Consider the following 26,372-nt stretch of genomic DNA (forward strand, 5'->3'; position numbering starts at 1 on the left):
GGACCGATCCGTGACAGGATGAGCTGGTGGCAGAACGGTTGATCGTCATCGGCGGCGATGCCGCCGGGATGGCGGCGGCGTCCCAGGCCCGCCGCCGCCGTGGCCCGGACGACCTGGAGATCATTGCCTTTGAGCGGGGCCGGTTCACGTCCTACTCGGCGTGCGGCATCCCGTACTGGATCAGCGGCCTAGTGCCACAACGCGACCAGCTCGTCGCCCGCGATCCGACAACGTTCCGAGATCGGTTCGACATCGGTGTCCGGCTACGCCACGAGGTCACCACCGTCGACCTCGACCGGCGCGAGGTGGTCGCCCGGGACCTGGCCAACGGCGGCGAGGTCCGCGAGCGATTCGACACCCTGGTCTATGCGACCGGCGCCCACCCGCTGCGGCCCGCGTGGGCGCGCACCGGGGTGGACGGCGTCTTCGGCGTGCAGACCCTCGACGACGGCGCCGCTCTCCGGGACTGGCTGGACGCAGATCCGCGGCCCAGCCAGGCGGTCGTGGTCGGCGGGGGCTATATCGGAGTCGAGATGGCCGAAGCGCTGATCCAGCGCGGGCTGGCGGTAACCCTGGTCGAGAAGGCCAAGCAACCGATGTCGACCGTGGACCCCGACATGGCCAAGCTGGTCAACGACGCCATGCGCGGAGTGGGGGTGCAGATCCAGACCGACCTGGAGGTGACCGGCTTACAGGAACGAAACGGGCGGGTCTGCGCGGTGCTCACCTCTGACGGGCCGATCCCCGCCGACCTGGTCGTACTCGGCCTCGGTGTCCGCCCCAACGTCGCGCTCGCCGAGGCCGCGGGGCTACCGATCGGGCCCAGCGGGGCACTGCGGGTGGACCGGCGTATGCGGGTGCCCGGAGTCGACGACGTGTGGGCCGCCGGTGACTGCGTGGAGTGCCTGCACCGGGTCAGCGGATTGCCCGTACACATACCGCTCGGCACGCACGCCAACAAGCAGGGCCGGGTCGCCGGCGTCAACATCGGCGGCGGGTACGCGACCTTTCCCGGGGTCATCGGCACCGCGGTGATCAAGGTTTGCGACCTGGAGGTCGGCCGCACCGGGCTCCGGGAGCAGGACGCCGCGGCAGCGGGGTTCGAGTTCGTCTCGGTGATCACCGAGTCCACCAACCGGGCCGGCTACTTCCCCGGCTCCCGCCCGATGACCGTCAAGCTCATCGCCGAACGGCCCACCGGGCGGCTCCTCGGCGCGCAGATCGTGGGCTGGTCGGAGGCGGCGAAGCGGATCGACGCCCTGGCCGTGGCGCTCTGGAACGGCATGACGGTGGATGACATGACCGCTCTTGACCTCGGATACGCCCCGCCGTACTCCCCGGTCTGGGATCCGGTGCTGATCGCCGCACGTAAGGCCGTCGAAGCCCTCGGGCGGTGACGAGGGGTCACCCCCTCCCGTGTCGGACAGGCCGGAGCTCCCTCCCGACAGCACCTGCAACGAAACGCCGTCAACGAGCCGTCAAACGCAACAATCCGACGACCAAAGCAACTTCCTACGGTGGATCCTGCTGACCTACCCCACATACCGTGGAGCAACGGCGCCAGCCCATGGGCCACGGTGGCCGGGCGCGCCCCACACTGGGAGCAGGACAATGCCGATGGACGCCACCCGCCAGCGCTTCCTCATGTGCCGGCCGACATACTTCGCCGTCGACTACGCGATCAATCCGTGGATGGACCCGACCGCGCCGGTCGACGCCGACCTGGCGATCCGGCAGTGGGAGCAGCTACGCCAGACCTACCGGGACCTGGGCCACACCGTCGAGGAGATCGCTCCGCTGCCGGGCCTACCCGACATGGTCTTCGCCGCGAACGGCGGCACGGTCCTCGGCAGCAAGGCCTTGGCGGTGCAGTTCCGGGATCCACAGCGCGCCGACGAGGCACCCGCCTACCGTGCCTGGTTCGAAGCCGCCGGCCTCGAGGTACACGATCCGAAGCACATCAACGAGGGGGAGGGCGACATCCTGCTCGCCGGTGGCCACCTGCTCGCCGGCACCGGGTTCCGGACCGCGCACCCCGCCCATGCGCAGGTGCAGGAGGTCTTCGGCTACCCGGTCCTCACCATGCAGCTGGTGGACCCCCGCTTCTACCACCTGGACACCGCGTTGACCGTGCTCGACGAACACACCATCGCGTACCTCCCCGAGGCCTTCTCCCCCGGCAGCCAGGCGGTGCTGCGCCGACTCTTCCCGGACGCCGTACACGCCAGCATGGCCGACGCCGTGGTCCTGGGCCTCAACGCGGTCAGCGACGGCCAGCACGTCGTACTGCCGGCGCAGGCCACCGACTTGGCGGCGAAGCTGCGGGAGCGGGGCTACCAGACGATCGGGGTCGACCTGTCCGAGCTGCGTAAGGCCGGCGGCGGCCCGAAGTGCTGCACGTTGCGACTCCGACAGGGAGGCGAATAGATGATCGAAGAAGAGGTGCGGACGCCCGCCGCCGTACGCGATGCGCAACGGTGGACAGCGCACAACTACCATCCGCTGCCGGTGGTCGTCTCCTCGGCCGAGGGCGCCTGGGTGACCGACGTGGACGGCCGGCGCTACCTGGACTGCCTGGCCGGCTACTCGGCGCTCAACTTCGGGCATCGCCACCCGAAGTTGGTCGAGGCCGCGCACGCCCAGCTGGACCGACTCACCCTGACCAGCCGCGCCTTCAGTCACGACCGGTTCGCCGACTTCTGTCGGGAGTTGTCCCAGCTCTGCGGCAAGGAGCTGGTACTGCCGATGAACACCGGGGCCGAGGCCGTCGAGACCGGTATCAAGGTGGCCCGCAAGTGGGGCTACCGGGTCAAGGGGGTCGCGGCGGAGCAGGCGAACATTGTGGTGGCCGAGGGCAACTTCCACGGCCGCACCACCACCATCGTCAGCTTCTCCACGGACGAGGACGCCCGCGCCGACTTCGGGCCGTACACGCCGGGCTTCCGCTGCGTCGCCTACGGCGACCTGGACGCGCTGACCGCCGCCATCGACGAGAACACCGTCGCGGTGCTGCTCGAGCCGATCCAGGGCGAGCAGGGGGTCATCGTGCCACCGGCCGGCTACCTGCCGGGGGTGCGGCGGATCTGCACCGAGCGGAACGTGCTCCTGCTCGCCGACGAGATCCAGTCCGGCCTGGGCCGCACCGGCACCACGTTCGCCTGCGAACACGAGGATGTCGTGCCGGACATGTACCTGCTCGGCAAGGCGCTCGGCGGCGGTATCGTGCCGGTCTCGGCCGTCGCGGCGGATGCCGGGGTGCTCGGGGTGCTCCAGCCGGGCCAGCACGGCTCCACCTTCGGCGGCAACCCCCTCGCCGCCGCGGTCGCCACCGAGGTGGTCCGGCTCCTGGCCACCGGCGAGTTCCAACGCCGCTCCGCCGAGCTCGGCGCCCGGTTGCACGCCAAGCTCCAGGCGCTGGTCGGTAGGGGCCTGCTCGCGGTCCGGGGCCGCGGGCTCTGGGCTGGCCTGGACATCGATCCGGCCCTGATGAGCGGGCGGGAGGCGAGCGAACGGCTGATGACCCGCGGTGTCCTCGCCAAGGACACCCACGGCTCCACCATCCGCCTGGCCCCGCCCCTGGTCATCACCGAGGAAGAGCTCGACCACGCGGTGGCGCAGCTCGCTGCGATCCTCGCCGAATAACCTACGTACGGGCGGGCGTGCCGGGCAGGTCGCCCGGCACGCCCGCCAGGTCGATCAGCGCGGCAGGCGCCGGGGCCGGGTCAGCGTGGCAGACGCATCGCCATCGTCGGCGCCTCGGCCATCACCGAGGCTGGGGTGTACGGCGCACCAGCTGGCAGTTCGTCTGGGCGCCCGACCTGCACGCCCGGGTACAGCTCCACCATCTCCCCCTCGGCCAGCACCCGGGACTGCTGCGGCGCCAGCGGAACGCGCTCCGCCTCGGCCATCGACCCGTTCGGCCGGATCCCCGAGCCGTTGGTGCTCACGTCGGTGACGACGATCTCGCCGACGCGCAGCTCCAGTCGCAGGTGGCTGCGGCTGATCCACCGGCGGGCCTCGTCGTTGAGCCACTGGCCGAGGATGATCCCACCGTCAGCCTCCGGAGCCCGCCCGACCAGCACCGGTTCGGAGTCGGTGAGCACGAACCGGCGCCGGATCAGACCACCGACCCGGACCGCCAGCACCGCCGACCGAGGACGCGGACCCGCATCGCTGAGCCGAGCGCCGTGCCGGGGGCAGATCGGCACTCCACCGCGGAGGCTGGGCGGCGGCTGCGTCACCGGGCTGCGATCGCTGACCGCGGCCAGGTCGGCGAAGGCCCCACCTCCACCGCCCTGGCCGAAGAGCGCGCACGGGGACTCGGGGCACCGCCAGTGCCGCGCCAACAGCTTGCTACCGACCGCGGACCGGTCCCCGGCGGAGACGGCGCCCCCGCCACCGACATGCGCGACGAAGGTCGGCCCGCTCTGGGCGGGCACCGGGGCGACCACCCGGCCGGGCTGGTCGGCCACCCAGGGAAAGCGTCCCCGCAACCCGTCGAACCGGGCCCGGCTCAACACCGGAAGCCCGAGCAGGTCGGCGACCTCCAGCATCCGGCCACCGGGATTGTCGAGCACCTCCACCAGGCCGTCGTCGGCCCAGCGACGCACCACCATCCGCTCGTTCGACGTCAGGTCCGCGTCGGAGAGCACCCCACGGTGCACCACCGCGTAGACCGGGACGCTGTCCTCCTCCAGGTGACGCGCCAGGGCATCAATCACCATGCCGAGGCGGAGCAGACTGGCGGGCCGACCACCGTCGATATCCTGATACCGGATCACCTCGGCCAGGTCGAGCACCGCGCGGGTCAGCCAGGGGTCGGTGGACACCCGGCCCTCGATGGCGTCCAGCACCTTACTGATCTCGAATCTCATCGGATCTCCCCCACGGAGGTCGCCCTCCGCCCGGTGAGCACGTCTGCCATGGGCCGACCCTACCGGCAACACCGGTCCGGAGCTGACCAGCGGTGCCGGCGCCACCTCGCCACCGAGACCCGTTACTCACTCAACGTAGCGGTTGGCCAACCGCATGCAGGTGCGCGAGCGCCTGCCGGTACGACTCGACCAGTCCCACCTCGACGTACGGGACACCCCGCTGCGCGCAGTAGGCCCGGACGATCGGTCGAGCCCGGCGCAGGCTGCCGCGTGGCATATTAGGAAACAGATGGTGCTCGATCTGATGGTTTAACCCACCCAACGCAAAGTCGACAAACCAGCCCCCGCGTACGTTGCGTGAAGTGATCACCTGCTTCCGCAGGAAGTCCAACTCATCAACGGCGGTCGGCATCGGCATACCCTTGTGATTCGGAGCGAACGAGCACCCCATGTACAGCCCCCACAGCCCCTGGTGGACAGCCGCGAAGACCAACGCCTTCCCGGGGGACATCACCAGCAGCAAGCCGCCGACGTAGAGGATGGTGTGTGCGGCGAGCAGGAACGCCTCGGCACCCCGGTGCCGCATCGGTGTCTCAAACCGCCCGTCCGGCCCCCGACCGGCGATAGCTCGCAGGCTCGACAGATGCAGGTTCAGCCCTTCCAGCAGCAGCATCGGAAAGAAGAGGAACGCCTGCCGGCGAGCCAGCCACCGGGCGAACCCCCGGGTCGCACCGGCCTGTTCCACCGACCAGACCAACGCCCCCGCCCCCACGTCCGGGTCCTCGTCGGCGTGGTTGGGGTTGGCGTGGTGCCGGTTGTGCTTCTCCACCCACCATCCGTAGCTGAGCCCGACCGCCAGGTTCCCGGCGAGCAGGCCGACCAGTTCACTGGGCCCACGCCGCCGGAACATCTGCCGGTGCCCGGCGTCGTGACCGAGGAAGGCCACCTGGGTGCTGGCCACCGCCATCAGTGCCGCGACCGCTGCCTGCCCCCAGGAGTCGCCGACAAGTACGACCAGAGCCCAGACCGCGCCGAAAGACGCGGTGGTCAACCCGATCCGAACCGCGTACCAGCCCGGACGACGTTCCAGGAGTCCTGCCGCCCGAATCTGCCGGGACAACTCGGCGTACTCACTGCCCCGTACCGGCGGATCCGCCACCATCTGCCGCATCATCGCCCACCCTCCTCGGCTCCGGTCGCGCCGGTCAGCTCGACCACCGACACTGATTTTTCCGAGGACGGCCGCGGTGGGTAAGCCGGTGCGCCCCACGCCGGGGGTGGGGTAAGCCCTACCGGGGCGGGTTACGGCCGGGTCTGCTCGTGGATCCAGGCGGCGTAGTCGGAGTTGCTCTGCACCCGGTTAACCAGGATCTCCGGTACGTCGTACGGGTGGTTGGCCTGGATCTGCTCGACCAGTGCGTCGGCTCGGTCCAGAGCGGTCTTGAACTGCACGGACCATTCGGAGTGGGTCTCGACGCGCTGTTGCCACCAATACGTACTGTCCACCTGACCGCCCACCTGCGCGCAGGCCGCCAGGTGGGCGGCCACCGCCGCGTCCGCGAGCACCCCCGCGACCGTGCGCTCGTCCACCACCGTCGTCACCACACAGATCTCCTCCACGTGGTCACCCTATGTGGGCCCGTCCTGGTTCTTGGCGATCCACTCGTCCATCCGCCCCCACCAGTCGAAGAGCCAATCGATGCGCTCCTGCGCACCGACCGGCACCTCCTCCGGGGGCACAGACCAGAAGCGCATCACGATCCGCTTGTCCATGGGGAGCTCCCGCCACACGTCGGCAACGGTCACCATCCGGTCCAGACCGGTGTGGGCGACGAAGATGACGCCGACGTCGGGGGCGGCGTCCAGCGCGGCCAGCAGCCCGCCCGGCTGCGGGGCAAGCACGTGGCGCATCCGTTCCGCCCGTGACGCCATCAACTCGTGGCCCAGTTCCCGCAGCCGAGCGATCGCCCGCACGCGACGCTTCGGCGTGAAGTTACCGCCCTCGGGAAAGAGCACGAAGGCATCGTCATCGTCCAAGCCAGCGGCGAGCTGCCCGATCTGCTCGGTCAACGTCGCGCGGCCGTCCGGGCCGGGCGCGAGAAAGCGGTTCGGTAGGCGGTTGAGCAGCACGTCAACCGCCGGATCCCACTGCAGGGTGTTCTTGAGCACGATCCGCGGCTCCCGACGGAACCAGTTGACCAGGGCATGGATCAGGATGAACGAGTCACCCGGGCCGGCGTGCCGACACAACACCAGCTCCGGCCGTCCGGCCAGGGCCGTGTCCGGATCGGCGCCGGCCACCTCGATGGAGAGTCGCAGGCTCCACCGGGCCTGCCAGAACAGCACCCGCAGGAACCAGCCGGCGAGCCGGTAGTGAGCCTGTTCGAACGCCGGGGACCGGACCCGCCAGCCGAACCCGGAGGCGACCCAGAGCACGAAGAGCACGATCAGCGCTGCCGCGTCCCACACCAGATAGACGAGACCGATCCAGAGCAGCCGTAGTGGACGCAGCCGACCTGGTACAAACGGCGAGGCGGCCAGGGCGAGCAGGGCCCATACCGGCACCGTCATCACCACGGTGACCGCCAGCACGACCACACCCGGCGCCAGGAGCAGCCGGCGCAGCCACCGGGGTGGTGGTGGCATCAGCGGTCCAGCTGGGCCAGGTAGTGCCGGGAGGCTGTGTAGGCCCGGCTGATCCGCCGCCCCACCGCTGCCGTGTCCCGGTACGCCCACGGCGAGTCCTCCCGGGGCTGGATGCCGCCGGTCGGCAGCACGTGCACCTGGACCCCGTCGGGCACGGCGGCCATCTCCCGGGCGAACCGATGCCGGCGGGCGATCTCGAACGCGACCTGGGCGATCTCCCAGGGCCGCCGGGGTGGGCTGAGCTCGCGTTCAATCCGCCCCACCTGGAGCACGAAGATCCGGGTGGCTCCGGCCGCCACCGCCTCACCGATCGGGATCGAGTTGACCACGCCCCCGTCGATGTAGTGCTGGCCATCGATCTGAGCTGGGGGGAGGAGACCCGGCACGGAGGCGCTGGCGAGGACCGCCGGCACCACCGGCCCGGTGTCGAACCAGTGCTCGGCGGCCCGCTCGATGTTCGCCGCGCAGCAGCGGAAGGGCACCCGCAGGTCCGCGAAGGTGGTGTCAGCGCCGACTTCCCGTTCCAACAGTTTGCGCAGTGGCCGCGGCGAGTGCAGATGGGTACGCGCGGCGAACCGGCGTAGCTGCCGGGCTACCGAGTCGCCGTACACTTCGCCCGCCTCGGGGGAGGCCCAGAGCCGAACCAGCCGGTCGATGACCGTGGTGGACGGATCAGCCGCCACCAGCACCCCGTTGACCGCACCAATCGATGTGCCGAACACCAGATCGGGCCGGATGTCGGCGCGGAACAGGGCACGCAGCATGCCGACCTCGACCGCACCGAGGACGCCGCCGCCACCGAGCACAAACGCCACCGGTCCCCGAGCCATAGCTGCCATCCTGACATGGCGACGCCGCCCGCCTGCCGGCCCATCGCCCACCTCCCCCCGGGCGGACTGATCCGGCCGCCGCCCCTCAGCGAAATGTGATGGGGGCGGGTTCTCGCGCGGGGACCACCGCCGAGACGAACCGCTGGAGCACCGCCTCGTAGCCGTCAACCAGCTGGGTGGTGGAAAAGTTCTCCACCACGTGCGCAACACAGACCGCCGGGTCCAGTCCGCCCGCCACCCGCAGCGCCCCTGGCAACTCGTCCACGCTCTCGCAGATCAGGCCGGTGCGGCCGGGCCGGATCAACTCCGGCACGGCACCCCGACGTAGCGCCACCACCGGCGTCCCGGTGGCCATCGCCTCCAGCATGACGACACCGAACGGCTCCTCCCACTGGATCGGCATCACCAGACAGCGGGCTTCGACGAGCAGGCGGAACGAGTCTCGCCGGTCGGCATCGAGGACGACGGTGACATCGTCGTCCAGCATTGGCCGGACCACCTCGTCGAAGTAGCGACGTTCGGCCGGTTCGTTGCACTTGCCGGCGAGGATCAGCGGCAGGCCGGCCGCCCGGCAGGCCCGGATCGCGAGATCGGGTCCCTTGTCCGGGCTGAACCGGGCCAGCCAGAGCACCGGCCCCCGGCCCGGGGTCAGCTTGTGCGGGATGTCTTCGACGTCCAGCGCGTTGTGCACGGTGCCGATCCACGGCAGCCGCAGGTTGACCCGCCGTTGGGCATGGGAGATGGCCACCAGACCGACACCCTGATCGATCTCTTCGAGGATGTTGCCGTACTCCCCGACCGGGTTGCCGTGCACGGTGGCGACGGTGGGCACTGACCGCCGCCCGGCCAACAGTGGTCCGATCGTGGTGTGGTCGTGGACCACGTCGAAGTGTTCCGGGGTGACGAGCTGATTCACCTGAACGAGGTGGGCCAGCTCGGGCAACGCCTCGCCCATCCGGGGAAACTTCAGCTCGGCGTCGGTCGAGACGAAGCGGGCGGCGGTTCCGGTCTGCTCACCCGCCCCGAAGAGGGTCACCGGGTGGCCCCGGGCGATCAGCCCGTCCACCAGGCCAGCGACGACGTGTTCCAGGCCGCCGTAGCCGGGTGGCGGCACCGACAGCCACGGTGGGACCACCATCGCGATCCGTAGCGGCCGCCCGGCCGAGCTGCCGTCCCCGCGGTTGCGCGCCACGAGTCCCCCCTCCGGCCGCTGGTGGGCACGCCGCTGCCCCGCCTCCACCACGGCTGCCAGTCGGGGACGGATTCCCGGTTGCCACCCGACTAAACCGGACAAGCCGGGCACACACCCCGCCGCACCGACCGGTCCTGGTTCACCCCGACGGCGTCTGGAGCCGGGGATGGTCACTCACCCCGCCCGAGGTGAGTGACCGTCAACAAGAGACGCGGCGGGCAGTGGAGCCAACCCCCTTGGCTCCACCACCCGCCGCAGGAGGGAGGAGGAAAGTCCGGATCGCAGTGCCGCCCTGGGTGGGCGTCACTTCTTTAGGACGCTTCGGCGAGCGTCACGGTTGCGGTCGCTTCAACATTGTTGCGCTTGTATGTCACATCCACCCGGTCGCCCACCTTGCCGGCCTGGACCACGGCGACCAGATCCTCGGAGTCAGCGATCACCTTGTCGCCGAACCGAGTGATGACGTCGCCCTGCTGGAAGCCCGCCCGCTCGGCAGCGCTGTCGGGGAGGACCGCGGCCACCAGGGCACCGCCGCCCTCGGCGGCGGTGACGCTGACACCGAGGGTGGGATGGCTGACCTTCTCACCCCGTTGCAGCTTCTCGGCGACGTCCTCGGCCTTGTTGCTGGGGATGGCGAACCCGACCCCGATGTTGCCGGTGCTGCCCTGGCCACTGGTGGCGATCGCGGTGTTGATCCCGATCACCTCGCCCCGGGTGTTGACCAGCGCCCCACCGGAGTTGCCCGGGTTGATCGGCGCGTCGGTCTGCAACAGCCCCGAGATCGAGGTGACCCCCGCCGTCGGGTCCTGCTCCGAGCTGCCGGCCTGGATGGTGCGGTCCCGCGCGCTGAGGATGCCGGCGGTCACCGACCCCTGCAGGCCCAGTGGACTACCGAGGGCGAGAACCTGGTCGCCGACCTGCATCGCGTCGCTGTCGCCGAATTCCGCCGGCGTCAGGTCGCTGACCCCGGCGGCCTTCACCACCGCCAGGTCGGTCTTGGGGTCGGTGCCGGTGATCTCCGCCGACGCCGTCTCGCCGTCGGCGAAGGTCACCAGCACGGTGTCGCCGCTGGCCGTGGCGATCACGTGGTTGTTGGTCAGCACATATCCGTCGGCGGTGAGGATCACGCCCGAGCCCCCGCCGCTGTCGGTGCCGATCGACACCACGCTGGGCTGCACCGCGGCGGCGATCCGCGGCAGGTCGGCGCTGTCGATGATCGGGGCCGCGGAGTAGGTGCGCGTGACGCCGGAGCCGTCATTCAGGGCGAGTGCGAGCGCGCCGCCGGCGACACCGGAGCCGAACATCAGGGCGAGCACCGCGACGCCCGCGCCGATGAACTTCGCGATCCGGCTGCCCGGATGCGGACCGGTTTGCGGCGCCGCCCACGGTGGCGCGGGCTGTCCGGCCAGCTGCGCCGGCTGACCCGGGTAGAACGGGGCTCCGTACCCGCCTGGCTGCCCTCCGCTCCAGGCGGTGGACCGCGGCCCGTACCAGGGAGCACCGGGGTGTTGTGGCGAGTAGCCGGGTGGGTAGGGGTGGCCACCGGCCGGGCCGGCGACGGGCGCGGCGCCGAGCTGGGGGGCGAGCGCCTCAGTGGGGTCAGCCGACGGCGAGGCGCCCGAAGCCGAGACCGGCAACGCCTCAGTGGGGTCAGCCGACGGCGAGGCGCCCGAAGCCGAGACCGGCAACGCCTCAGTGGGGCCGGTCGTGGTGTCGGCAGGCGGCGCGAAGCTACTGTCCGCACCGGAGGTAGCGGCCGAAGAGTCGGACTGGGCGCGCTCGAGGCGAGACAGGTCGACAGTGGGGTGCGACGGCTCGGCGTCCCCGGGGGCCTGCCGACGCTGCGGGTCGGACTCGTAGTCGGTCATGGAACCACCTTCTCCCCTACCACTTCGATCAGCCTGCAACCCAGCTGTGGGTTGGCTGAAAATTACACCTCGTCACCGGTCGGGACCGGCGCCAGGGGCAACCGGACCCGAAACGTCGCGCCTCCGCCCGGAGTCTGCGTCACCTCGACCGTGCCCTGGTGGGCGGCGACCAGGGCGGCGACGATCGCCAGGCCCAGCCCGGTCCCGGTGTTGCCACCGGCCCGGCGGGTCCGGGCCGCGTCCGCCCGGTAGAAGCGCTCGAACACCCGCTCGGCCTGCTCACCGGAGAGCCCCGGCCCGGTGTCGGCTACCTCCACCACCGCCAGCGCACCGGGCTCGGAACGCAGCCGTAGCGTCACCGACGCCCTCGGCGGGGTGTGCGTCAGGGCATTGGTCATCAGGTTGCCGATCACCTGCCGGAGTCGAGCGTCGTCGCCGTACACCACCAGCGGCCCGGCGCCCGCGACGACGTCCAGTTCGATCCGCCGGTCCGGCGCCACCGCCCGGGCCGCCGCCACCGCGTCGGCGGCCAGCACCGGCAGCTCGACCGGGGCCGGCGACAGCGGACGCTCCCGGTCCAGCCGGGCGAGCAGCAGCAGATCCTCCACCAGCAGCCCCATCCGGGCCGCCTCGTCCTCGATCCGACGCAGCAGGTCGCCGGTCTGCTCGGGACTGCGCGCGGCGCCCTGCCGGTACAGCTCGGCGAATCCCCGGATGGTGGTCAGTGGCGTCCGCAGCTCGTGCGAGGCGTCCGCGACGAACTGCCGCATCCGCTCCTCGGAACGCCGGGCGCGGGACTCGGACGCCTGCGCGTGCGCGGCGGCGTCCCGAGCGGTGGCTTCGGCGGCGCGGGCGGCGGTCTCCGAGGCGGCGCGGGCGGTGAAGGCTGCCTCGATCTGGGTGAGCATCATGTTGAGCGCCCGGGACAGCCGCCCCAGCTCCGAGGTCGGCTGGGGGCTACCCGCCTCGGGGTCCGGCACGCGGCGGGCCAGATCCCCACCGGCGATCGCGGCGGCGGTCTGCTCGATCTCGTCAAGGGGCCTCAGACTGGCACGGACGATGCCCGCGCCGATCGAGGCAAGCAGGAGCAACACCGACGTGCCCACCAGCAGATCGATCCAGATCAGCCGCTTGACGGCCTGATCCTCCTCGATCAGGTGCTGCCCGACGGCCAGCCACTCTCCGCTCGGCAGCTCCGTGTAAAGCATTCGCCAGTGCACATCGCTGCCCTCGGCGCGGACGGTGAACGGATCACCGGCCAGGCTCCGAAATCCCGCGGCATCCGACGGCACCGGCGGCAGGTCCCGCTCCTCGAACCGATTCTCGTCGTATCCCACCGGGTAGACCGCCCCGGTTCTGGGGTTTGTCACCACGATCAGGTAGTCGAACGGAACAACAATCAGAAGCCGCTCCGCGGGGAAGAACGTACTGGATTCGATGTAGCTGACCGAGATCTCCAGCTTCTCGTCCACCTGATTGATGAGGTGGCTCCGGAGGAAAACAGCGGTCAACGTACTGATCACCAGGAGCGCGACCGCCACCAGGCTGAGGACCGCGGCGATCAGCTTGACCCGGAGCGGAATCCTGCGCAGCCCGGCCTTCGCCTGTGAAACGGCGTTCACGCTGCCGGCTTGCGGAGCACGTACCCGACTCCACGAAGGGTGTGGATCAACCGAGGCTGGGTGTTGTCGACCTTACGCCGAAGATACGAGATGTACGACTCGACGATGTTGTCGTCGCCCCGGAAGTCGTAGTTCCAGACGTGATCGAGGATCTGCGCCTTGGAGAGCACTCGATTGGCGTTCAGCATCAGGTACCGCAGCAGCTTGAACTCGGTCGGGGAGAGCTGCACCCGCTGCCCCGCCCGGTGCACCTCGTGCGCCTCCTCGTCGAGTTCGAGGTCGGCGAAGGTGAGTCGGGCCGGGGCCTGCTCACCGCTGGTGCTGCGGCGCAGCACCGCCCGGATCCGGGCGGTCAGCTCCTCCAGACTGAACGGCTTGGTCACGTAGTCGTCCCCGCCCAGGGTCAGTCCACGGATCTTGTCGTCGGTGGCGTCCCGCGCGGTCAGGAAGACGACCGGGGTACGGGTGCCCCCCTCGCGCAGCAGCCGGATGACCTCAAACCCGTCCAGGTCGGGCAGCATGATGTCCAATACGACCAGATCGGGGCGGTGCTCCTTCGCCGCGCTCAGCGCGGCGCTGCCGCTGATCGCGGTCGCCACGTCGAAACCGGCGAAGCGCAGGCTCGCGGAGAGCAGCTCGAGAATGTTCGGGTCGTCCTCGACGACGAGCAGTCGAGCCTCGGTCTGGGTAGCCGCCATGCGGCCATCATCCGCGCCCCGACTGCGACGCGCCTGGGTGATTCCTGAAAGACTTCTGTGAGCAGCGAAACGACCAGGCCACCCCCGGGATGGCGGCGACATGACCATGGCAGGCTGCCAAACGGACCGGCGACCAGGCTGGCTCCGATCGGAGGTGAGCAGCATGATCATCGGCTCGCGGTACAACGGCCCGTCGGGCTCGGGGAACGGCGGGTGGAGCGCGGGGACGTTCGCGGTGGCCGCCCGGGGTTCCTCCCTACCGACGCCGGGTGGGCGCGCCCCCGAGCGCTTTCGACGCGACGCCGAGCCGGTGGAGGTAACCCTGCGCCAGCCGCCGCCGCTGGAGACGCCGTTGACCCTCGATGCGGGCGAGGTCCGCGACCCCGCAGGCCGCCTCGTCGCCGAGGTCGCGACCGTTGCCGCGTTCGACCCGGTGGCGGAGCCGGTGGACCTGACGACTGCCCAGGCCGCCGCAGCCGACTACCCCGGGCTGGTCAACCACCCGTTCCCCCGCTGCTACGTCTGCGGCCCGCAGCACGCCGACGGGCTCCGGATCTTCCCCGGTCCACTCTCCGACGGGCGCACCGCCGCCCCGTTCCGGGTTCCGGAGGGAGCAGACGTCGTCACCACCTGGGCCGCGTTGGACTGTCCCGGGGGCTGGTCGGTGATCGCCCCCGGCCGGCCGTACCTGCTGGGCCGAATGTCCGCGGTGGTGCTGGCCACACCGCGCCCCGGCGACGAGTGCGTGGTGACCGGGGTGTTGGCCGGCGTCCAGGGCCGCAAAGCCCAGGTGCACAGCAGCTTGTTCGCCCCGGACGGTAGCCTCCTCGGCTACGCACGCGCCACCTGGATCGCCGGATAGCAGCTTGACCTCGGTCCCGGCTCCGCGGCGGGGCCGCCGGTGGCCTACACCGGCCGGCACGGCCAACGATGGCGATCACTGACATCAACTTGGGAGAAGAATGACAGACGGACGGTCGAGCCCCGACACCACAGGCGAGATCGTGGTCTCCCGGCTGACGAAGATTTACGGCAGCGCTCCCGCGGTCGACGACCTGTCGTTCCGGGTGGAGCCGGGTCGGGTCACCGGATTCCTGGGCCCGAACGGCGCCGGCAAGACCACCACGCTGCGCATGCTGCTGAACCTGGTCACCCCGACGGCTGGCCAGGCGACCATCGGCGGGCGGCGGTATGCCAACCTGACCGACCCGGTGCGGCATGTCGGCGCGGTGCTGGAGGCGTCCAGCGCACACAAGGGGCGCACCGGCATCAACCACCTGCGGGTGATCTGCACCGCAGCCGGGCTGCCCCGTTCCCGCGCCGACGAGGTGCTGGCCCAGGTCGGTCTGGCACCAGCGGCCCGGCGCAAGTTCAAGGGCTACTCGTTGGGGATGAAGCAGCGCCTGGGCATCGCCGCGGCGATGCTCGGCGACCCCCGGGTGCTGATCCTGGACGAGCCGGCCAACGGGCTCGACCCGGAGGGCATTCGGTGGATGCGTGGCTTCCTGAAGAGCCTGGCCGCCGAAGGGCGTACGGTCCTGGTCTCCAGTCACCTGCTGTCGGAGATGCAGCTGCTCGCGGACGATGTCGTCATCATCGCGGCCGGCCGGCTGATCCGGCAGGGCCCGGTGGACCAGGTCATCGGCTCGATGGCGCAGACCGCCCGGGTCCGGGTGCGCTCCCCGCAGGCCGAGACGCTGCGGGCCGCACTCGAGCGGGAGTCGGCGACCGTGGACGTTGACGACCAGGGGGCCCTGCTGGTCGGGGGCGTGGACGCACCGACGGTCGGCCGGGTGGCCCTGGCCGCCAGCGTGGAGCTGCATGAACTGGCCACCGAACGTCCTGACCTTGAGGGCGTCTTCCTCGAGCTTACGGCCGGAAAGGCGGGCATCCGATGAGCAACCTGGTCCGAGCCGAGCTGGTCAAGGTCCGCACGACCAGCACCTGGTGGATCATGGTTCTGATCTACCTGCCACTGTGGGGCAGCACGTTGGCGTTCAACTGGTTGCAGACCGACGTGCTCGCCAAAGACGGCCTCGGCGACGTGCCGGCGGAGCAGTCCGAGGCGGTGGGGGCGCTCGCCCAGCCGGACGCACTGGCGGCCAACCTCTACACCAACGGCCAGTTCTTCGGCCTGCTGATGGTGATGCTGCTCGGCATCGTCGTGGTAACCGGTGAGTTCTTCCACCAGACCGTGACCACCACCTTCCTGACCACCCCGCGGCGGAGCGCGGTCGTCCTGGCCAAGCTCGCCGCGACCGCCGGCCTGGCACTGGTCTTCTGGGCGGTGACGACCAGCGCGAACCTGCTCGCCGGAATAGCGATCCTGCAGCAGGTCGGGGTGGGCGCCCAATGGGGCAGCGCCGTCTGGGAGGCCATTGCGCTCAACGGGCTGGCCTACCTGCTCTGGGCGTTTGTCGGGGTCGGCCTGGGGACGCTCATCCGCAGCCAGCTCGGCGCCACCGTCACCGGAATTTTGCTGTACCTGGGCGGCACGATCGGGGCGCTGACCGTGCTCACCGTGGCCGCGAACCGCTTCGGCGACTGGATCAACAACCTGCAACTACTGGTGCCGTCGCTGGCCTCGGCGCTCATGGCCAACGGCGTCGACATTCCGGGGGAACCACCACGCTGGGCGGGCGCCGCCGTACTCATCGGGTACGGACTGCTCTCCGGGCTGATCGGCGTCCTCATCATGCGTCGGCGGGACATCTCCTGACGGATCCGTAAGGAGACGGCGTACCTGCCCGAAAGGGCAGGTACGCCCACCCGTAGCCGATGGGTTCGGGCCGCCTACCAGGAGGTGGCAGGACGCGCAGCGATGAGCGAACTGCTGGCAACTTTTGTGAATCCCCCCATTGAACCGAGTCGGAAACTCCTATTGGTTTGGTACGGCGTAGCCTGGAGCCTGACTCGTGTGTCCGGGAGCTCCCGGCGTTCGGCGTAACCCACAAACTCGCGTGAAAGAGGCGATACTGGCCGTGTCGACCCAGCAGACCTCGCAGGAGAACCCACTGGCGGGTTTCGGCCCGAACGAGTGGATCGTCGAAGAGATGTACCAGCGGTACCTCACCGACCCCACCAGCGTCGACCCGGCCTGGCACGACTTCTTCGCCGACTACCGCCCCACACCGGACACGGGAGGCACGGGGGATGGCGAGCCGGCCGCGAAGCCGGAGCCCGACGGTCGGCCGGAACCCTCCACCGCCAAGCCCGCCTCCACCCCGGAGCGCAAGTCCGTGTCGACCAAGGCCACCCCCAGCAAGCCCGCCACCAAGCCGGCTGCCGCCAAGCCGGCTACCGCGAAGCCGGCTGCCGCCAAGCCCACCACCAAGCCGGCTGCCACCAAGCCGGCCGCCACGCCGACCTCGTCCGGCCCGCAGACCGCGCCGCTACGCGGGGTCGCTGCGAAGATCGTCCAGAACATGGACGCCTCGTTGAGCGTGCCGACCGCGACCAGCGTGCGCGCCGTCCCGGCCAAACTGCTGGTGGACAACCGCATCGTGATCAACAACCACCTCGCCCGGGGCCGCGGCGGGAAGGTCAGCTTCACCCACCTGGTCGGGTACGCACTGGTCCGCGCGCTGGCGATGCACCCGGAGATGAACAACTCCTTCGCCACCGTGGACGGCAAACCCACGCTGGTCCGCCCCGAACACGTCAACCTCGGAATCGCGATCGACCTGGTCAAGCCGGACGGCAGCCGCAACCTGGTGGTGCCCTCCATCAAGGCCTGCGAGCAGCTGGACTTCCGACAGTTCTGGCAGGCGTACGAAGACGTGGTCCGGCGGGCTCGGAAGAACGAGCTGACCATGGAGGACTACGGCGGCACCACCATCTCGCTGACCAACCCCGGCGGCATCGGCACGGTGCACTCGATGCCACGACTCATGACCGGCCAGAGCGCGATCATCGGCGTCGGCGCGATGGAGTACCCGGCGCCGTACCAGGGCATGAGCGAAGGCACCCTCGCCGAACTGGCGGTCAGCAAGGTCATCACGCTGACCAGTACCTACGACCACCGGATCATCCAGGGTGCGCAGTCCGGCGAGTTCCTCAAGGTGATGCATGAGGTACTCCTCGGCGAACACGGCTTCTACGACGAGATCTTCACCTCGCTCCGCATCCCGTACGAGCCGGTGCGGTGGATGCGGGACGTCGCGATCGACGGCGAGGGTCAGATCAACAAGACCGCCCGGGTCCATGAACTGATCCACGCCTACCGGGTGCGTGGCCACCTGATGGCCGACACCGACCCGCTCGAGTTCAAGATCCGCAAGCACCCGGATCTGGACGTCCTCCAACACGGGCTCACCCTGTGGGATCTGGACCGCCATTTCCCGGTGAACGGTTTCGCCAATCGGCAGCGGATGAAGTTGCGCGATGTCCTCGGCGTGCTCCGCGACACGTACTGCCGCCGGGTCGGCATCGAGTACATGCACGTCCAGGACCCGGAGGAGCGGCGCTGGATCCAGCAACGGGTCGAGCGCAAGTACGAGAAGCCGGCGGTCAACGAGCAGAAGCACGTCCTCAACCGGCTGAATGCCGCGGAGGCATTCGAGACCTTCCTCCAGACCAAGTACGTCGGCCAGAAGCGCTTCTCGTTGGAGGGGGGCGAGTCACTGATCCCGCTGCTCGGCGAGGTGTTGGAGGCCTCTGCCGAAGGTGGGCTGGACGAGGTCGTCATCGGCATGGCGCACCGGGGCCGGCTGAACGTGTTGGCCAACATCGTCGGCAAGCCGTACGAGAAGATCTTCTCCGAGTTCGAGGGGCACCTGGACCCGCGCTCCACGCAGGGCTCCGGCGACGTGAAGTACCACCTCGGGCAGAACGGCAAGTTCACCACCCCGGACGGCGAGCACTCGGTCAAGGTCTCGGTGGTGGCGAACCCGTCGCATCTGGAGGCCGTTGACCCGGTGCTGGAGGGCATCGTCCGGGCCAAGCAGGATCGGATTGACCTCAAGCTGGAGGGCTACACCGTGCTGCCGCTGGCGGTGCACGGGGACGCGGCCTTCGCCGGCCAGGGAGTCGTCGCCGAGACGCTCAACCTGTCCCAGCTCCGCGGCTACCGCACGGGCGGCACGGTGCACGTGGTGGTCAACAACCAGGTCGGCTTCACCACCCCACCGGAGTACAGCCGCTCCAGCCTCTACAGCACCGATGTGGCCCGGATGATCCAGGCCCCGATCTTCCACGTCAACGGCGACGACCCGGAGGCCGTGGTGCGGGTCGCCCAGCTGGCCTTCGAGTACCGGCAGACATTCAACAAGGATGTCGTCATCGACCTGGTCTGCTACCGGCGACGCGGGCACAACGAGGGCGACGACCCGTCGATGTCGAACCCGGAGATGTACCGGATCATCGACTCGAAGCGATCGGTTCGCAAGCTCTACACCGAGGAGCTGATCGGGCGGGGCGACATCACCGTGGAGGATGCGGAGGAGCTGCTGCGCGACTACCAGGCGCAGCTGGAGCGGGTGTTCAAGGCCACCCGAGACGCCGCCACCGCACCCCGTCAGCTCAGCCGCCCGAAGCGGGAGGACGAGCCGGAGCCACCGGTGGAGACCGCCACTGACGCCGATGTCATCCGGGCGGTCGGCGAGGCGCATCTCCACCTGCCGGAGGGCTTCACCCCGCACAAGCGGATCCAGCAGCTGCTCGACCGGCGGGCCAAGATGGCCAGCGAGGGCAACATCGACTGGGGTTTCGGCGAGATCATCGCGTTCGGCGCGCTGCTGCACGACGGGGTCACCGTCCGGCTCGCCGGTCAGGACTCGCGCCGCGGCACGTTCGTGCAGCGGCACGCCTCCGTCGTTGACGCCGAGACCGGCGAGGACTACCTGCCCCTGGAGTCACTCACCGCAGGCGGTGAGCGGTCGCGGTTCTTCGTGCACGACTCGCTCCTGTCCGAGTACGCGGCGATGGGCTTCGAATACGGCTACTCGGTAGAGAACGTCAACGCACTGGTCTGCTGGGAGGCCCAGTTCGGCGACTTCGTCAACGGTGCCCAGTCGGTGATCGACGAATTCATCTCCTCCGGTGAGGTGAAGTGGGGTCAGCGCTCCGCGGTCACGCTGCTGCTGCCGCACGGCCACGAGGGCCAGGGCCCGGACCACACCTCCGGCCGCCCGGAACGGTTCCTCCAGCTCTGCGCCGAGGACAACATGCGGGTGGCCATCCCGACGACGCCGGCGAACTACTTCCACCTGCTGCGTCGCCAGGCCCTGTCACCGAAGCGCAAGCCCCTCGTCGTCTTCACGCCGAAGTCCCTGCTGCGGCACCGACTCTGCGTCTCGCAGGTCGAGGACTTCACCAACGGTTCCTTCCAGCCGGTGCTGCTCGACGGTGACGCCCCCGCGCCGGAGCAGGTGAAGCGGGTGCTGCTCTGCTCGGGCAAGGTCTACTACGACCTGTTCCAGGCTCGGCAGGATCGCGGTGTCACCGATACCGCGATCATCCGGGTCGAGCAGCTCTACCCGATGCCGATCGACGAGATCCGGGCCGCGCTCGCGAGGTACCCGAACGCGGTGGACTTCGCCTGGACCCAGGAGGAGCCGGCCAACCAGGGTGCCTGGTCGTTTGTCGCGCTCAACATGCTGGAGCACCTGGACGGGGTCCGGCTGCGCCGCATCTCCCGTCCAGCGGCAGCCGCCCCGGCGGTCGGCTCGGCCAAGATGCACGACGTCGAGCTCTCCGCCCTTCTCGACGCTGCACTCCCCCGCCCGTAGGCACCACCCGACCCATGCTGGCTGGTGGGGGCAGGGACCACCGTCCCGCGCCCCCACCACCGCGACGTGACCGAGGAAACGCATGTACTTCACCGACCGTGGGATCGAGGAACTGACCGAGCGCCGCGGCGACGAGCAGGTCAGCATTGAGTGGCTCGCCGAGCGTCTCCGCGACTTTGTCGACCAGAACCCCGAATTCGAGACCCCGATCGAGCGCTTCGCCACCTACCTGGCCCGACTGGACGACGAGGACGACGAGTAGGGCCCGCGAACTCCCCCGAAGCTGTGCACAACGAACGCCGGGCCCCGGGTCGTAGGACCAGGCCGAAGGACCCGGGCGGACAGCCCGGGGAGCTCCTAGAGTGGATCTCGTGGCGCGGAGTGTGTATCTGACCAGCGTGAGTTCCGGCGGCGGCAAGTCCACCGTCGCCCTGGGACTGGCGGAGCTGTTGTCCCGGCAGGTTGGCCGAATCGGCATCTTCCGACCGTTGGTCCGCGGCGACCAGCCGGACCCGATCCTCGCCCTACTCAGCGAACGCTACCGGGTCGAACTGCCGATCGAGGACCTCACCGGCACCACCTACACCGAGGCCACCGGGATGGTCGCCGAAGGCCGGCGGGAACAGCTCGTCTCCCGCATCGTCGAGCGGTACCGCGCGGTCGAACGGCGCTTCCCCGCGGTGGTCGTGGTGGGCAGCGACTTCGCCGATGGCGGCGATGGCGCAGGCCCGCGGGAACTGGCCTTCAATGCCCGCCTCGCGACCGAGTTCGGCAGCGTCGTGGTCCCCGTGGTGGACGGATACGAGCAGGAGACCGCCACCATCGCGGCGGCGGCCCGGGGGGCGTACCACGACCTGGCGGACCTCGGCGCGACGGTGCTGGCGATAGTCGCGAACCGGGTGACCGGTCCACTCACCCTGCCCGAGCTGCCGGTACCCGGGTACCTGATCCCCGAGGTGCCCAGTGTGTCGGCACCGACCGTGGCCGAGGTGGCGACGGCGCTCGGCGCCACCCAGCTCGGTGGGGACGACACCGCGCTCAGCCGCGACGTACTCGACTATGTCGTCGGCGCGGCCCACGTGCCCACGCTGCTCGACCACCTGACCGAAGGCGCTCTGGTGATCATGCCGGGGGACCGGGACGATCTCCTGGTCGCCACCAACGCCGCGCACGTCGCGGGGCAGGTCGCGCTCTCCGGGTTGGTCCTCACCCTCGGCGAAGCGCCGGACCCGCGCACGATGCGGCTGGTCGAACGGCTACGGCCGGGCCTCGCCGTGCTCTCCGTACCCAGCGACAGCTACGACACGGTAGCCGCCTGCAACCGAATCGAGGGCCGACTCAGCGCCAGCAACCCGCGCAAGGTGGAGGCCGCGCTGGGCGCCTTCGAGCGCTGTGTAGACACCGACGACCTGTCCCGCCGACTCCGGGTCACCCGTTCGGAGCGGGTCACCCCGCTGATGTTCGAGTACGACCTGATCGACCGTGCCCGGACACAGCGCCGGCATGTGGTGCTGCCCGAGGGAAGCGAGGAGCGGATCCTGCGGGCAGCCGAGATCCTGCTACGCCGGGGTGTGGTCGAGTTGACCCTGCTCGGCCGACCCGACGATGTCGCCCGGCGGACCCGGGAGCTGGGCGTCGACATCGCCGACGCACGGGTGATCGATCCATTCACCAGCGAGTGGCGTGACGAGTTCGCCGACGGGTACGCGAGGCTCCGCGGCCACCGGGGCGTTACCCGGGACCTCGCCCACGACATCGTGCCCCAGCCGAACTACTTCGGCACGATGATGGTCTGGGCCGGGTACGCCGATGGCATGGTCTCCGGCGCCACCCACACCACCGCCGCCACCATCCGCCCCGCCTTCGAGATCATCCGCAATCTACCCGACGTCTCCATCGCCTCCAGCGTCTTCTTCATGCTGCTCGCCGACCGGGTACTCGTCTACGGCGACTGCGCGGTCAATCCCGACCCGGACGCCGCCCAACTCGCCGACATCGCGATCTCGTCCGCCGACACCGCCGTCCGGTTCGGCATCGAGCCGCGGGTGGCGATGCTGTCGTACTCGACCGGCAGCTCCGGGACCGGTGCCGACGTGGAGAAGGTCGCGGAGGCCACTCGACGGGTTCGGGAGCGCCGACCGGATCTGCTGGTCGAGGGGCCGATCCAGTACGACGCCGCGATCGACCCGGCGGTGGCGGCGACCAAGCTGCCCGGCAGCACGGTCGCCGGCCGGGCGACGGTCTTCGTCTTCCCGGACCTGAACACGGGCAACAACACGTACAAGGCGGTGCAGCGCTCCGCCCGAGCGGTGGCGGTCGGGCCGGTTATGCAGGGGCTACGCCGGCCGGTGAACGACCTTTCCCGGGGTGCGACCGTCCCGGACATCGTCAACACGGTGGCGATCACCGCGATCCAGGCCGGAGAGGCGGGCACATGAGCCGGGTACTGGTACTCAACTGTGGGTCGTCGTCGGTCAAGTGGCGGCTCTACGACGGCGACGAACTCCTCGACCGGGGTGCCGTCGAGCGGATCGGCGAACCCCGGGGCGGGCCGGCCGACCACGGCACCGCCGTCCGGGGGATCCTCGCCGAGCTCGACCTGACCGGGCTCACCGCCGTCGGGCACCGGGTGGTGCACGGTGGACGGCGCTTCGGCGAGCCGGTTCTGATCAACGATGCGGTGCTCACCGCGATCCGGGAGTTGGTGCCACTCGCCCCGCTACACAACCCCGCCAACCTGGCCGGCATCGAGGTCGCCCGGGCGACGCTGCCCGATGTCCCCCAGGTCGCCGTCTTCGACACCGCCTTCCACACCACGCTGCCCGAGTCCGCCGCCACATACGCGATCGACCGGGCGACGGCCGACCGGTACGGCATCCGGCGGTACGGCTTCCACGGCACCTCCCACGCGTACGTCTCCCGACGCACGGCGGAGGTGCTGGGTCGTCCGTACGCCGACACCAACACCATCACCCTGCACCTGGGCAACGGCGCGAGCGCCGCCGCCGTCGCCGGCGGGCGCAGCGTGGCCACCTCGATGGGGATGTCCCCGCTCGAGGGGCTGGTCATGGGTACCCGGAGCGGCGACGTGGACCCGACAGTGATCTTCCACCTGCGGCGGGAGGGCGGGCTGGGCGTGGACGACATCGACGACCTACTCAACCACCGCAGCGGCCTGTACGGGCTCACCGGCGCCAACGACATGCGCGAGGTGCTCGCCCGCCGGGCGGACGGCGACCAGGCCGCCGTCCTCGCCTTCGACGTGTACTGCCGCCGGATCACCAGCTACGTCGGGGCGTACTACGCGCTGCTCGGCCGGGTGGACGCGGTGACCTTCACCGCCGGCGTCGGCGAGCACGCCGCCCCCGTCCGCGCGGCGGCCCTGGCCGGACTGGAGCGACTCGGTATCACGATCGATCCGGAGCGCAACGCCGGCAGTGGCGACCGGGTCATCTCACCGGACGGGAGCGAGGTGGCGGTCTGCGTCATCGGCACCGACGAGGAGCGGGAGATCGCCCGCGCCGCCCGGGAGGTGACAGACCGGGGCTGACGTTCGTTGGTAGCGCCGGCCCGGTCCGTGCCCGGCGCTACCAACGGGCGGTCGAGTCCCAGCCGGACTCAGCTACGGGAGCGCCAGGCACGCGTCGCTCAGGCCGCGTGGTCGACGACCACCTTGCCGAAGACGTCGCCGGAGTGCAGGCGGGCGAATGCCTCCTCGACCGTGGTGAACGGCACCACACGGTCCACCACCGGGCGCAGCCCCCGCTCGGCGCAGAAGGCCAGCAGCGCGGCCAGCTCGTCTGGGGTGCCCATGGAGGTGCCGAGGATCTCCAACTGCATGGCGAAGACACGGCGCAGGTTGACTTTCGGTTCGTACCCGGCGGTAGCGCCAGAGACCACGATCCGGGCCATGGGCGCGGCTGACTTCAGCGAGTGATCGAAGGTCGCGGCACCGACCGTCTCGATCACCAGGTCCACCCGCTCCGGCAGCCGGGCACCCGGTTCGACAGCGGTCGCGCCGAGCGCCGCGACCCGCTCCCGCTTGGCGGCGTCCCGGCTGGTCGCATAGACCCGCTTACCCATCGCGGCGGCGAGCGCGACGGCCGCGGTGGCCACGCCTCCACCCGCCCCCTGCACCAGCACGGCGGCGGCCTCGTCCACCCGGCCCCGGGTGGTGAGCATCCGCCACGCGGTCAGCCAGGCGGTGGGCAGGCAGGCCGCATCCGTCGCCGCCAGGCCCGTCGGCAGTGGCAGCAGGTTCGCCCGGGGTACGGCGACCCGTTCGGCCAGCGTGCCCGGGAAGTGCTCGGAGAGAATCGAGATCCCGCGTGGATCGCTCGGGGTGGGGATCACCGGGTAGACGACCACCGGGGTGCCGTCCGGGTCAACGCCGGTCGCGTCGCAGCCCAGGATCATCGGCAGCTGCTCCGCGCGCAGTCCGACGCCGCGCAGCGACCAGAGATCGTGGTGATTGAGCGAACTGGCGGTGACCTGGATGGTCACCCAGTCGTCGCCGTGGTGCGCGGGTTCAGGCCGCTCGCCGACGGTGAGCGCGGCGAGCGGGTTGGCGTCGTCGAAGCTGGAGGCGAAGGCAGCACGCATGATCGGCACGGTAACAACACAGGCGGATGACCAGAAGGCCCGTTGCCGTGTTCCAGGCGACACGTCGGGCTCCGCCGCCGTGCGAAACCCGCCGCCCGCGCCTACCGGGTGACGCCGTCGCGCCGCGCGGCCTCCGCGACGGCCTCGGCCACAGCGGGTGCCACCCGCGGGTCGAGTGGTGACGGGACGATCGCCTCGGGTGCGAGCGAGTCGGCCACCACCCCGGCGATCGCGTCCGCCGCGGCCACCTTCATGCCATCGGTGATCCGGGTGGCCCGGGCGTCCAGCGCACCGCGGAAGACACCGGGGAAGGCGAGCACGTTGTTGATCTGGTTGGGGTGGTCACTCCGACCGGTGGCGACCACCGCGACGTGCTGGGCGGCCACCCGCGGATGCACCTCGGGGGTGGGGTTGGCCAGGGCGAAGACGATCCCGCCCGGAGCCATGCCGGCCACTGCCGCCTCGGGGATCTGGCCACCAGAGACACCGATCAGCACGTCGGCGCCGCGCAGCGCCTCGGCCACGTCGCCCCGCCGGCCGTCGCCGTTGGTCAGCTCCGCCAGCTCGGCCTTGGTGCCGGTGAGACCTTCGCGGTGCTGCCCGAGGATGCCCCGGGAGTCACAGACCACCACCTGTTCCGGGTTCACTCCGCCGGCGACGAGCATCCTGGTCACCGCCACACCGGCGGCACCCGCGCCACTGATCGCCACCCGAAGGTCGCCGAGCTTTCGGTTGAGCAACGCCGCCGCGTTGCGAAGCGCGGCGAGCACGACGATCGCGGTGCCGTGCTGGTCGTCGTGGAAGACCGGGATGTCCAGCGCCTCGTCGAGGCGCCGCTCAACCTCGAAGCAACGCGGCGCGCTGATGTCCTCCAGGTTGATACCGCCGAAGGAGGGGGCGAGGGCCCGTACCGCTGCCACGATCTCGTCCACATCTTGCGTGTTCAGGCAGATCGGCACCGCGTCCACCCCGCCGAACTGTTTGAACAGCACGGCCTTACCCTCCATGACCGGCATCGCGGCGTGCGGGCCGATATTGCCGAGCCCCAGCACGGCGGAGCCGTCGGTGACGACCGCAACGGTGTGCCCGGCCCAGGTGTAGTCATCGGCGAGACGGGGGTCGGCGGCGATGGCCGCGCAGACCTGGGCCACCCCGGGGGTGTACGCCAGGGAGAGGTCTTCCCTACTGGTCAGTGGGACGGTCGAGGCGACGGCCAGCTTGCCGCCCCGATGCAGTCGGAAGACCGGGTCCGCGGGATCCACGGTGGACGATGACATTGGTGACTCCAGGATCTGTCGATGCAGACGGACCA

Annotated in this window: 21 protein-coding genes; 10 read left to right on the plus strand and 11 right to left on the minus strand. The window is 70.2% G+C overall.

Annotation, left to right across the window (positions count from 1 at the left end):
- Positions 1-26: 26 nt before the first annotated feature.
- The 3 genes from STROP_RS18470 to rocD all read left to right on the plus strand — a co-directional run bounded on the left by STROP_RS18470 (position 27) and on the right by rocD (position 3,642).
- Positions 27-1,397: an FAD-dependent oxidoreductase gene (locus STROP_RS18470; protein ID WP_012014881.1), complete on the plus strand. Its 1,371-nt coding sequence runs from the start codon at positions 27-29 to the stop codon at positions 1,395-1,397.
- A gap of 220 nt (positions 1,398-1,617) precedes the next feature.
- Complete coding sequence (gene ddaH, locus STROP_RS18475; RefSeq protein WP_026275130.1) at positions 1,618-2,427, plus strand: dimethylargininase; 810 nt, start codon at positions 1,618-1,620, stop codon at positions 2,425-2,427.
- Positions 2,428-3,642: an ornithine--oxo-acid transaminase gene (gene rocD, locus STROP_RS18480; protein WP_012014883.1), complete on the plus strand. Its 1,215-nt coding sequence runs from the start codon at positions 2,428-2,430 to the stop codon at positions 3,640-3,642.
- An 80-nt stretch (positions 3,643-3,722) separates the two neighbouring features.
- Here rocD and STROP_RS18485 read toward each other — a convergent pair whose 3' ends face one another.
- The 9 genes from STROP_RS18485 to STROP_RS18525 form a co-directional block, all read right to left on the minus strand.
- On the minus strand, positions 3,723-4,874 hold the full coding sequence (locus tag STROP_RS18485) for an FHA domain-containing protein (protein ID WP_012014884.1): 1,152 nt from the start codon (positions 4,872-4,874) through the stop codon (positions 3,723-3,725).
- 130 nt (positions 4,875-5,004) lie between these two features.
- Complete coding sequence (locus STROP_RS18490; protein WP_012014885.1) at positions 5,005-6,048, minus strand: fatty acid desaturase family protein; 1,044 nt, start codon at positions 6,046-6,048, stop codon at positions 5,005-5,007.
- 128 nt (positions 6,049-6,176) lie between these two features.
- Positions 6,177-6,494 (minus strand): divalent-cation tolerance protein CutA, encoded by a 318-nt coding sequence (gene cutA, locus STROP_RS18495; protein ID WP_012014886.1) that lies wholly within the window; start codon positions 6,492-6,494, stop codon positions 6,177-6,179.
- 9 nt (positions 6,495-6,503) lie between these two features.
- Positions 6,504-7,520, minus strand: coding sequence for a 1-acyl-sn-glycerol-3-phosphate acyltransferase (locus STROP_RS18500; RefSeq protein ID WP_012014887.1), 1,017 nt, complete (start codon positions 7,518-7,520; stop codon positions 6,504-6,506).
- Positions 7,520-8,350 carry a patatin-like phospholipase family protein gene (locus tag STROP_RS18505; protein WP_012014888.1) on the minus strand — a complete coding sequence of 277 codons (831 nt, stop codon included), beginning with the start codon at positions 8,348-8,350 and terminating at the stop codon, positions 7,520-7,522. Before STROP_RS18505 ends, STROP_RS18500 begins: the two co-directional genes overlap by 1 nt.
- Positions 8,351-8,435: 85 nt before the next feature.
- Entirely contained in the window at positions 8,436-9,542 is a 1,107-nt protein-coding gene (locus tag STROP_RS18510) for a glycosyltransferase family 4 protein (RefSeq protein WP_026275132.1), read from the minus strand.
- Between the two features lie 311 nt (positions 9,543-9,853).
- The gene (locus tag STROP_RS18515; RefSeq protein ID WP_012014890.1) at positions 9,854-11,410 is read right to left on the minus strand and encodes a S1C family serine protease; all 1,557 of its coding nucleotides are present in this window, start codon (positions 11,408-11,410) and stop codon (positions 9,854-9,856) included.
- A gap of 62 nt (positions 11,411-11,472) precedes the next feature.
- Positions 11,473-13,032, minus strand: coding sequence for a sensor histidine kinase (locus STROP_RS18520; RefSeq protein WP_012014891.1), 1,560 nt, complete (start codon positions 13,030-13,032; stop codon positions 11,473-11,475).
- A complete protein-coding gene (locus STROP_RS18525) occupies positions 13,029-13,730 on the minus strand; it encodes a response regulator transcription factor (RefSeq protein WP_012014892.1) in 702 nt (233 codons plus the stop codon). The genes STROP_RS18520 and STROP_RS18525 overlap by 4 nt, the downstream gene beginning before the upstream one ends.
- 163 nt (positions 13,731-13,893) lie before the next feature.
- On the opposite strand from STROP_RS18525, the gene STROP_RS18530 reads away from it, so the two are divergent.
- The 7 genes from STROP_RS18530 to STROP_RS18560 all read left to right on the plus strand — a co-directional run bounded on the left by STROP_RS18530 (position 13,894) and on the right by STROP_RS18560 (position 24,008).
- Entirely contained in the window at positions 13,894-14,592 is a 699-nt protein-coding gene (locus tag STROP_RS18530; protein WP_028564840.1) for a hypothetical protein, read from the plus strand.
- 100 nt (positions 14,593-14,692) lie between these two features.
- A complete protein-coding gene (locus STROP_RS18535; RefSeq protein ID WP_012014894.1) occupies positions 14,693-15,628 on the plus strand; it encodes an ABC transporter ATP-binding protein in 936 nt (311 codons plus the stop codon).
- Entirely contained in the window at positions 15,625-16,449 is an 825-nt protein-coding gene (locus tag STROP_RS18540; RefSeq protein ID WP_012014895.1) for an ABC transporter permease subunit, read from the plus strand. The genes STROP_RS18535 and STROP_RS18540 overlap by 4 nt, the downstream gene beginning before the upstream one ends.
- Before the next feature lie 262 nt (positions 16,450-16,711).
- A complete protein-coding gene (locus STROP_RS18545) occupies positions 16,712-20,458 on the plus strand; it encodes a multifunctional oxoglutarate decarboxylase/oxoglutarate dehydrogenase thiamine pyrophosphate-binding subunit/dihydrolipoyllysine-residue succinyltransferase subunit (protein ID WP_043535666.1) in 3,747 nt (1,248 codons plus the stop codon).
- An 82-nt stretch (positions 20,459-20,540) separates the two neighbouring features.
- The gene (locus tag STROP_RS18550; RefSeq protein WP_012014897.1) at positions 20,541-20,720 is read left to right on the plus strand and encodes a DUF6104 family protein; all 180 of its coding nucleotides are present in this window, start codon (positions 20,541-20,543) and stop codon (positions 20,718-20,720) included.
- Between the two features lie 100 nt (positions 20,721-20,820).
- Entirely contained in the window at positions 20,821-22,896 is a 2,076-nt protein-coding gene (gene pta / locus STROP_RS18555) for a phosphate acetyltransferase (RefSeq protein ID WP_012014898.1), read from the plus strand.
- Positions 22,893-24,008: an acetate/propionate family kinase gene (locus STROP_RS18560; protein ID WP_012014899.1), complete on the plus strand. Its 1,116-nt coding sequence runs from the start codon at positions 22,893-22,895 to the stop codon at positions 24,006-24,008. The genes pta and STROP_RS18560 overlap by 4 nt, the downstream gene beginning before the upstream one ends.
- 98 nt (positions 24,009-24,106) lie before the next feature.
- On the opposite strand, the gene STROP_RS18565 is transcribed toward STROP_RS18560, so the two are convergent.
- Together STROP_RS18565 and STROP_RS18570 are read right to left on the minus strand one after the other, a co-directional pair.
- Positions 24,107-25,069, minus strand: coding sequence for a zinc-binding dehydrogenase (locus STROP_RS18565; RefSeq protein WP_026275135.1), 963 nt, complete (start codon positions 25,067-25,069; stop codon positions 24,107-24,109).
- 92 nt (positions 25,070-25,161) lie between these two features.
- Positions 25,162-26,337, minus strand: a complete 1,176-nt coding sequence (locus STROP_RS18570; protein ID WP_012014901.1) for an NAD(P)-dependent malic enzyme — start codon at positions 26,335-26,337, stop codon at positions 25,162-25,164.
- Between the last annotated feature and the right edge of the window lie 35 nt (positions 26,338-26,372).

The sequence above is a fragment of the Salinispora tropica CNB-440 genome, assembly GCF_000016425.1.
Lineage (GTDB): Bacteria > Actinomycetota > Actinomycetes > Mycobacteriales > Micromonosporaceae > Micromonospora > Micromonospora tropica.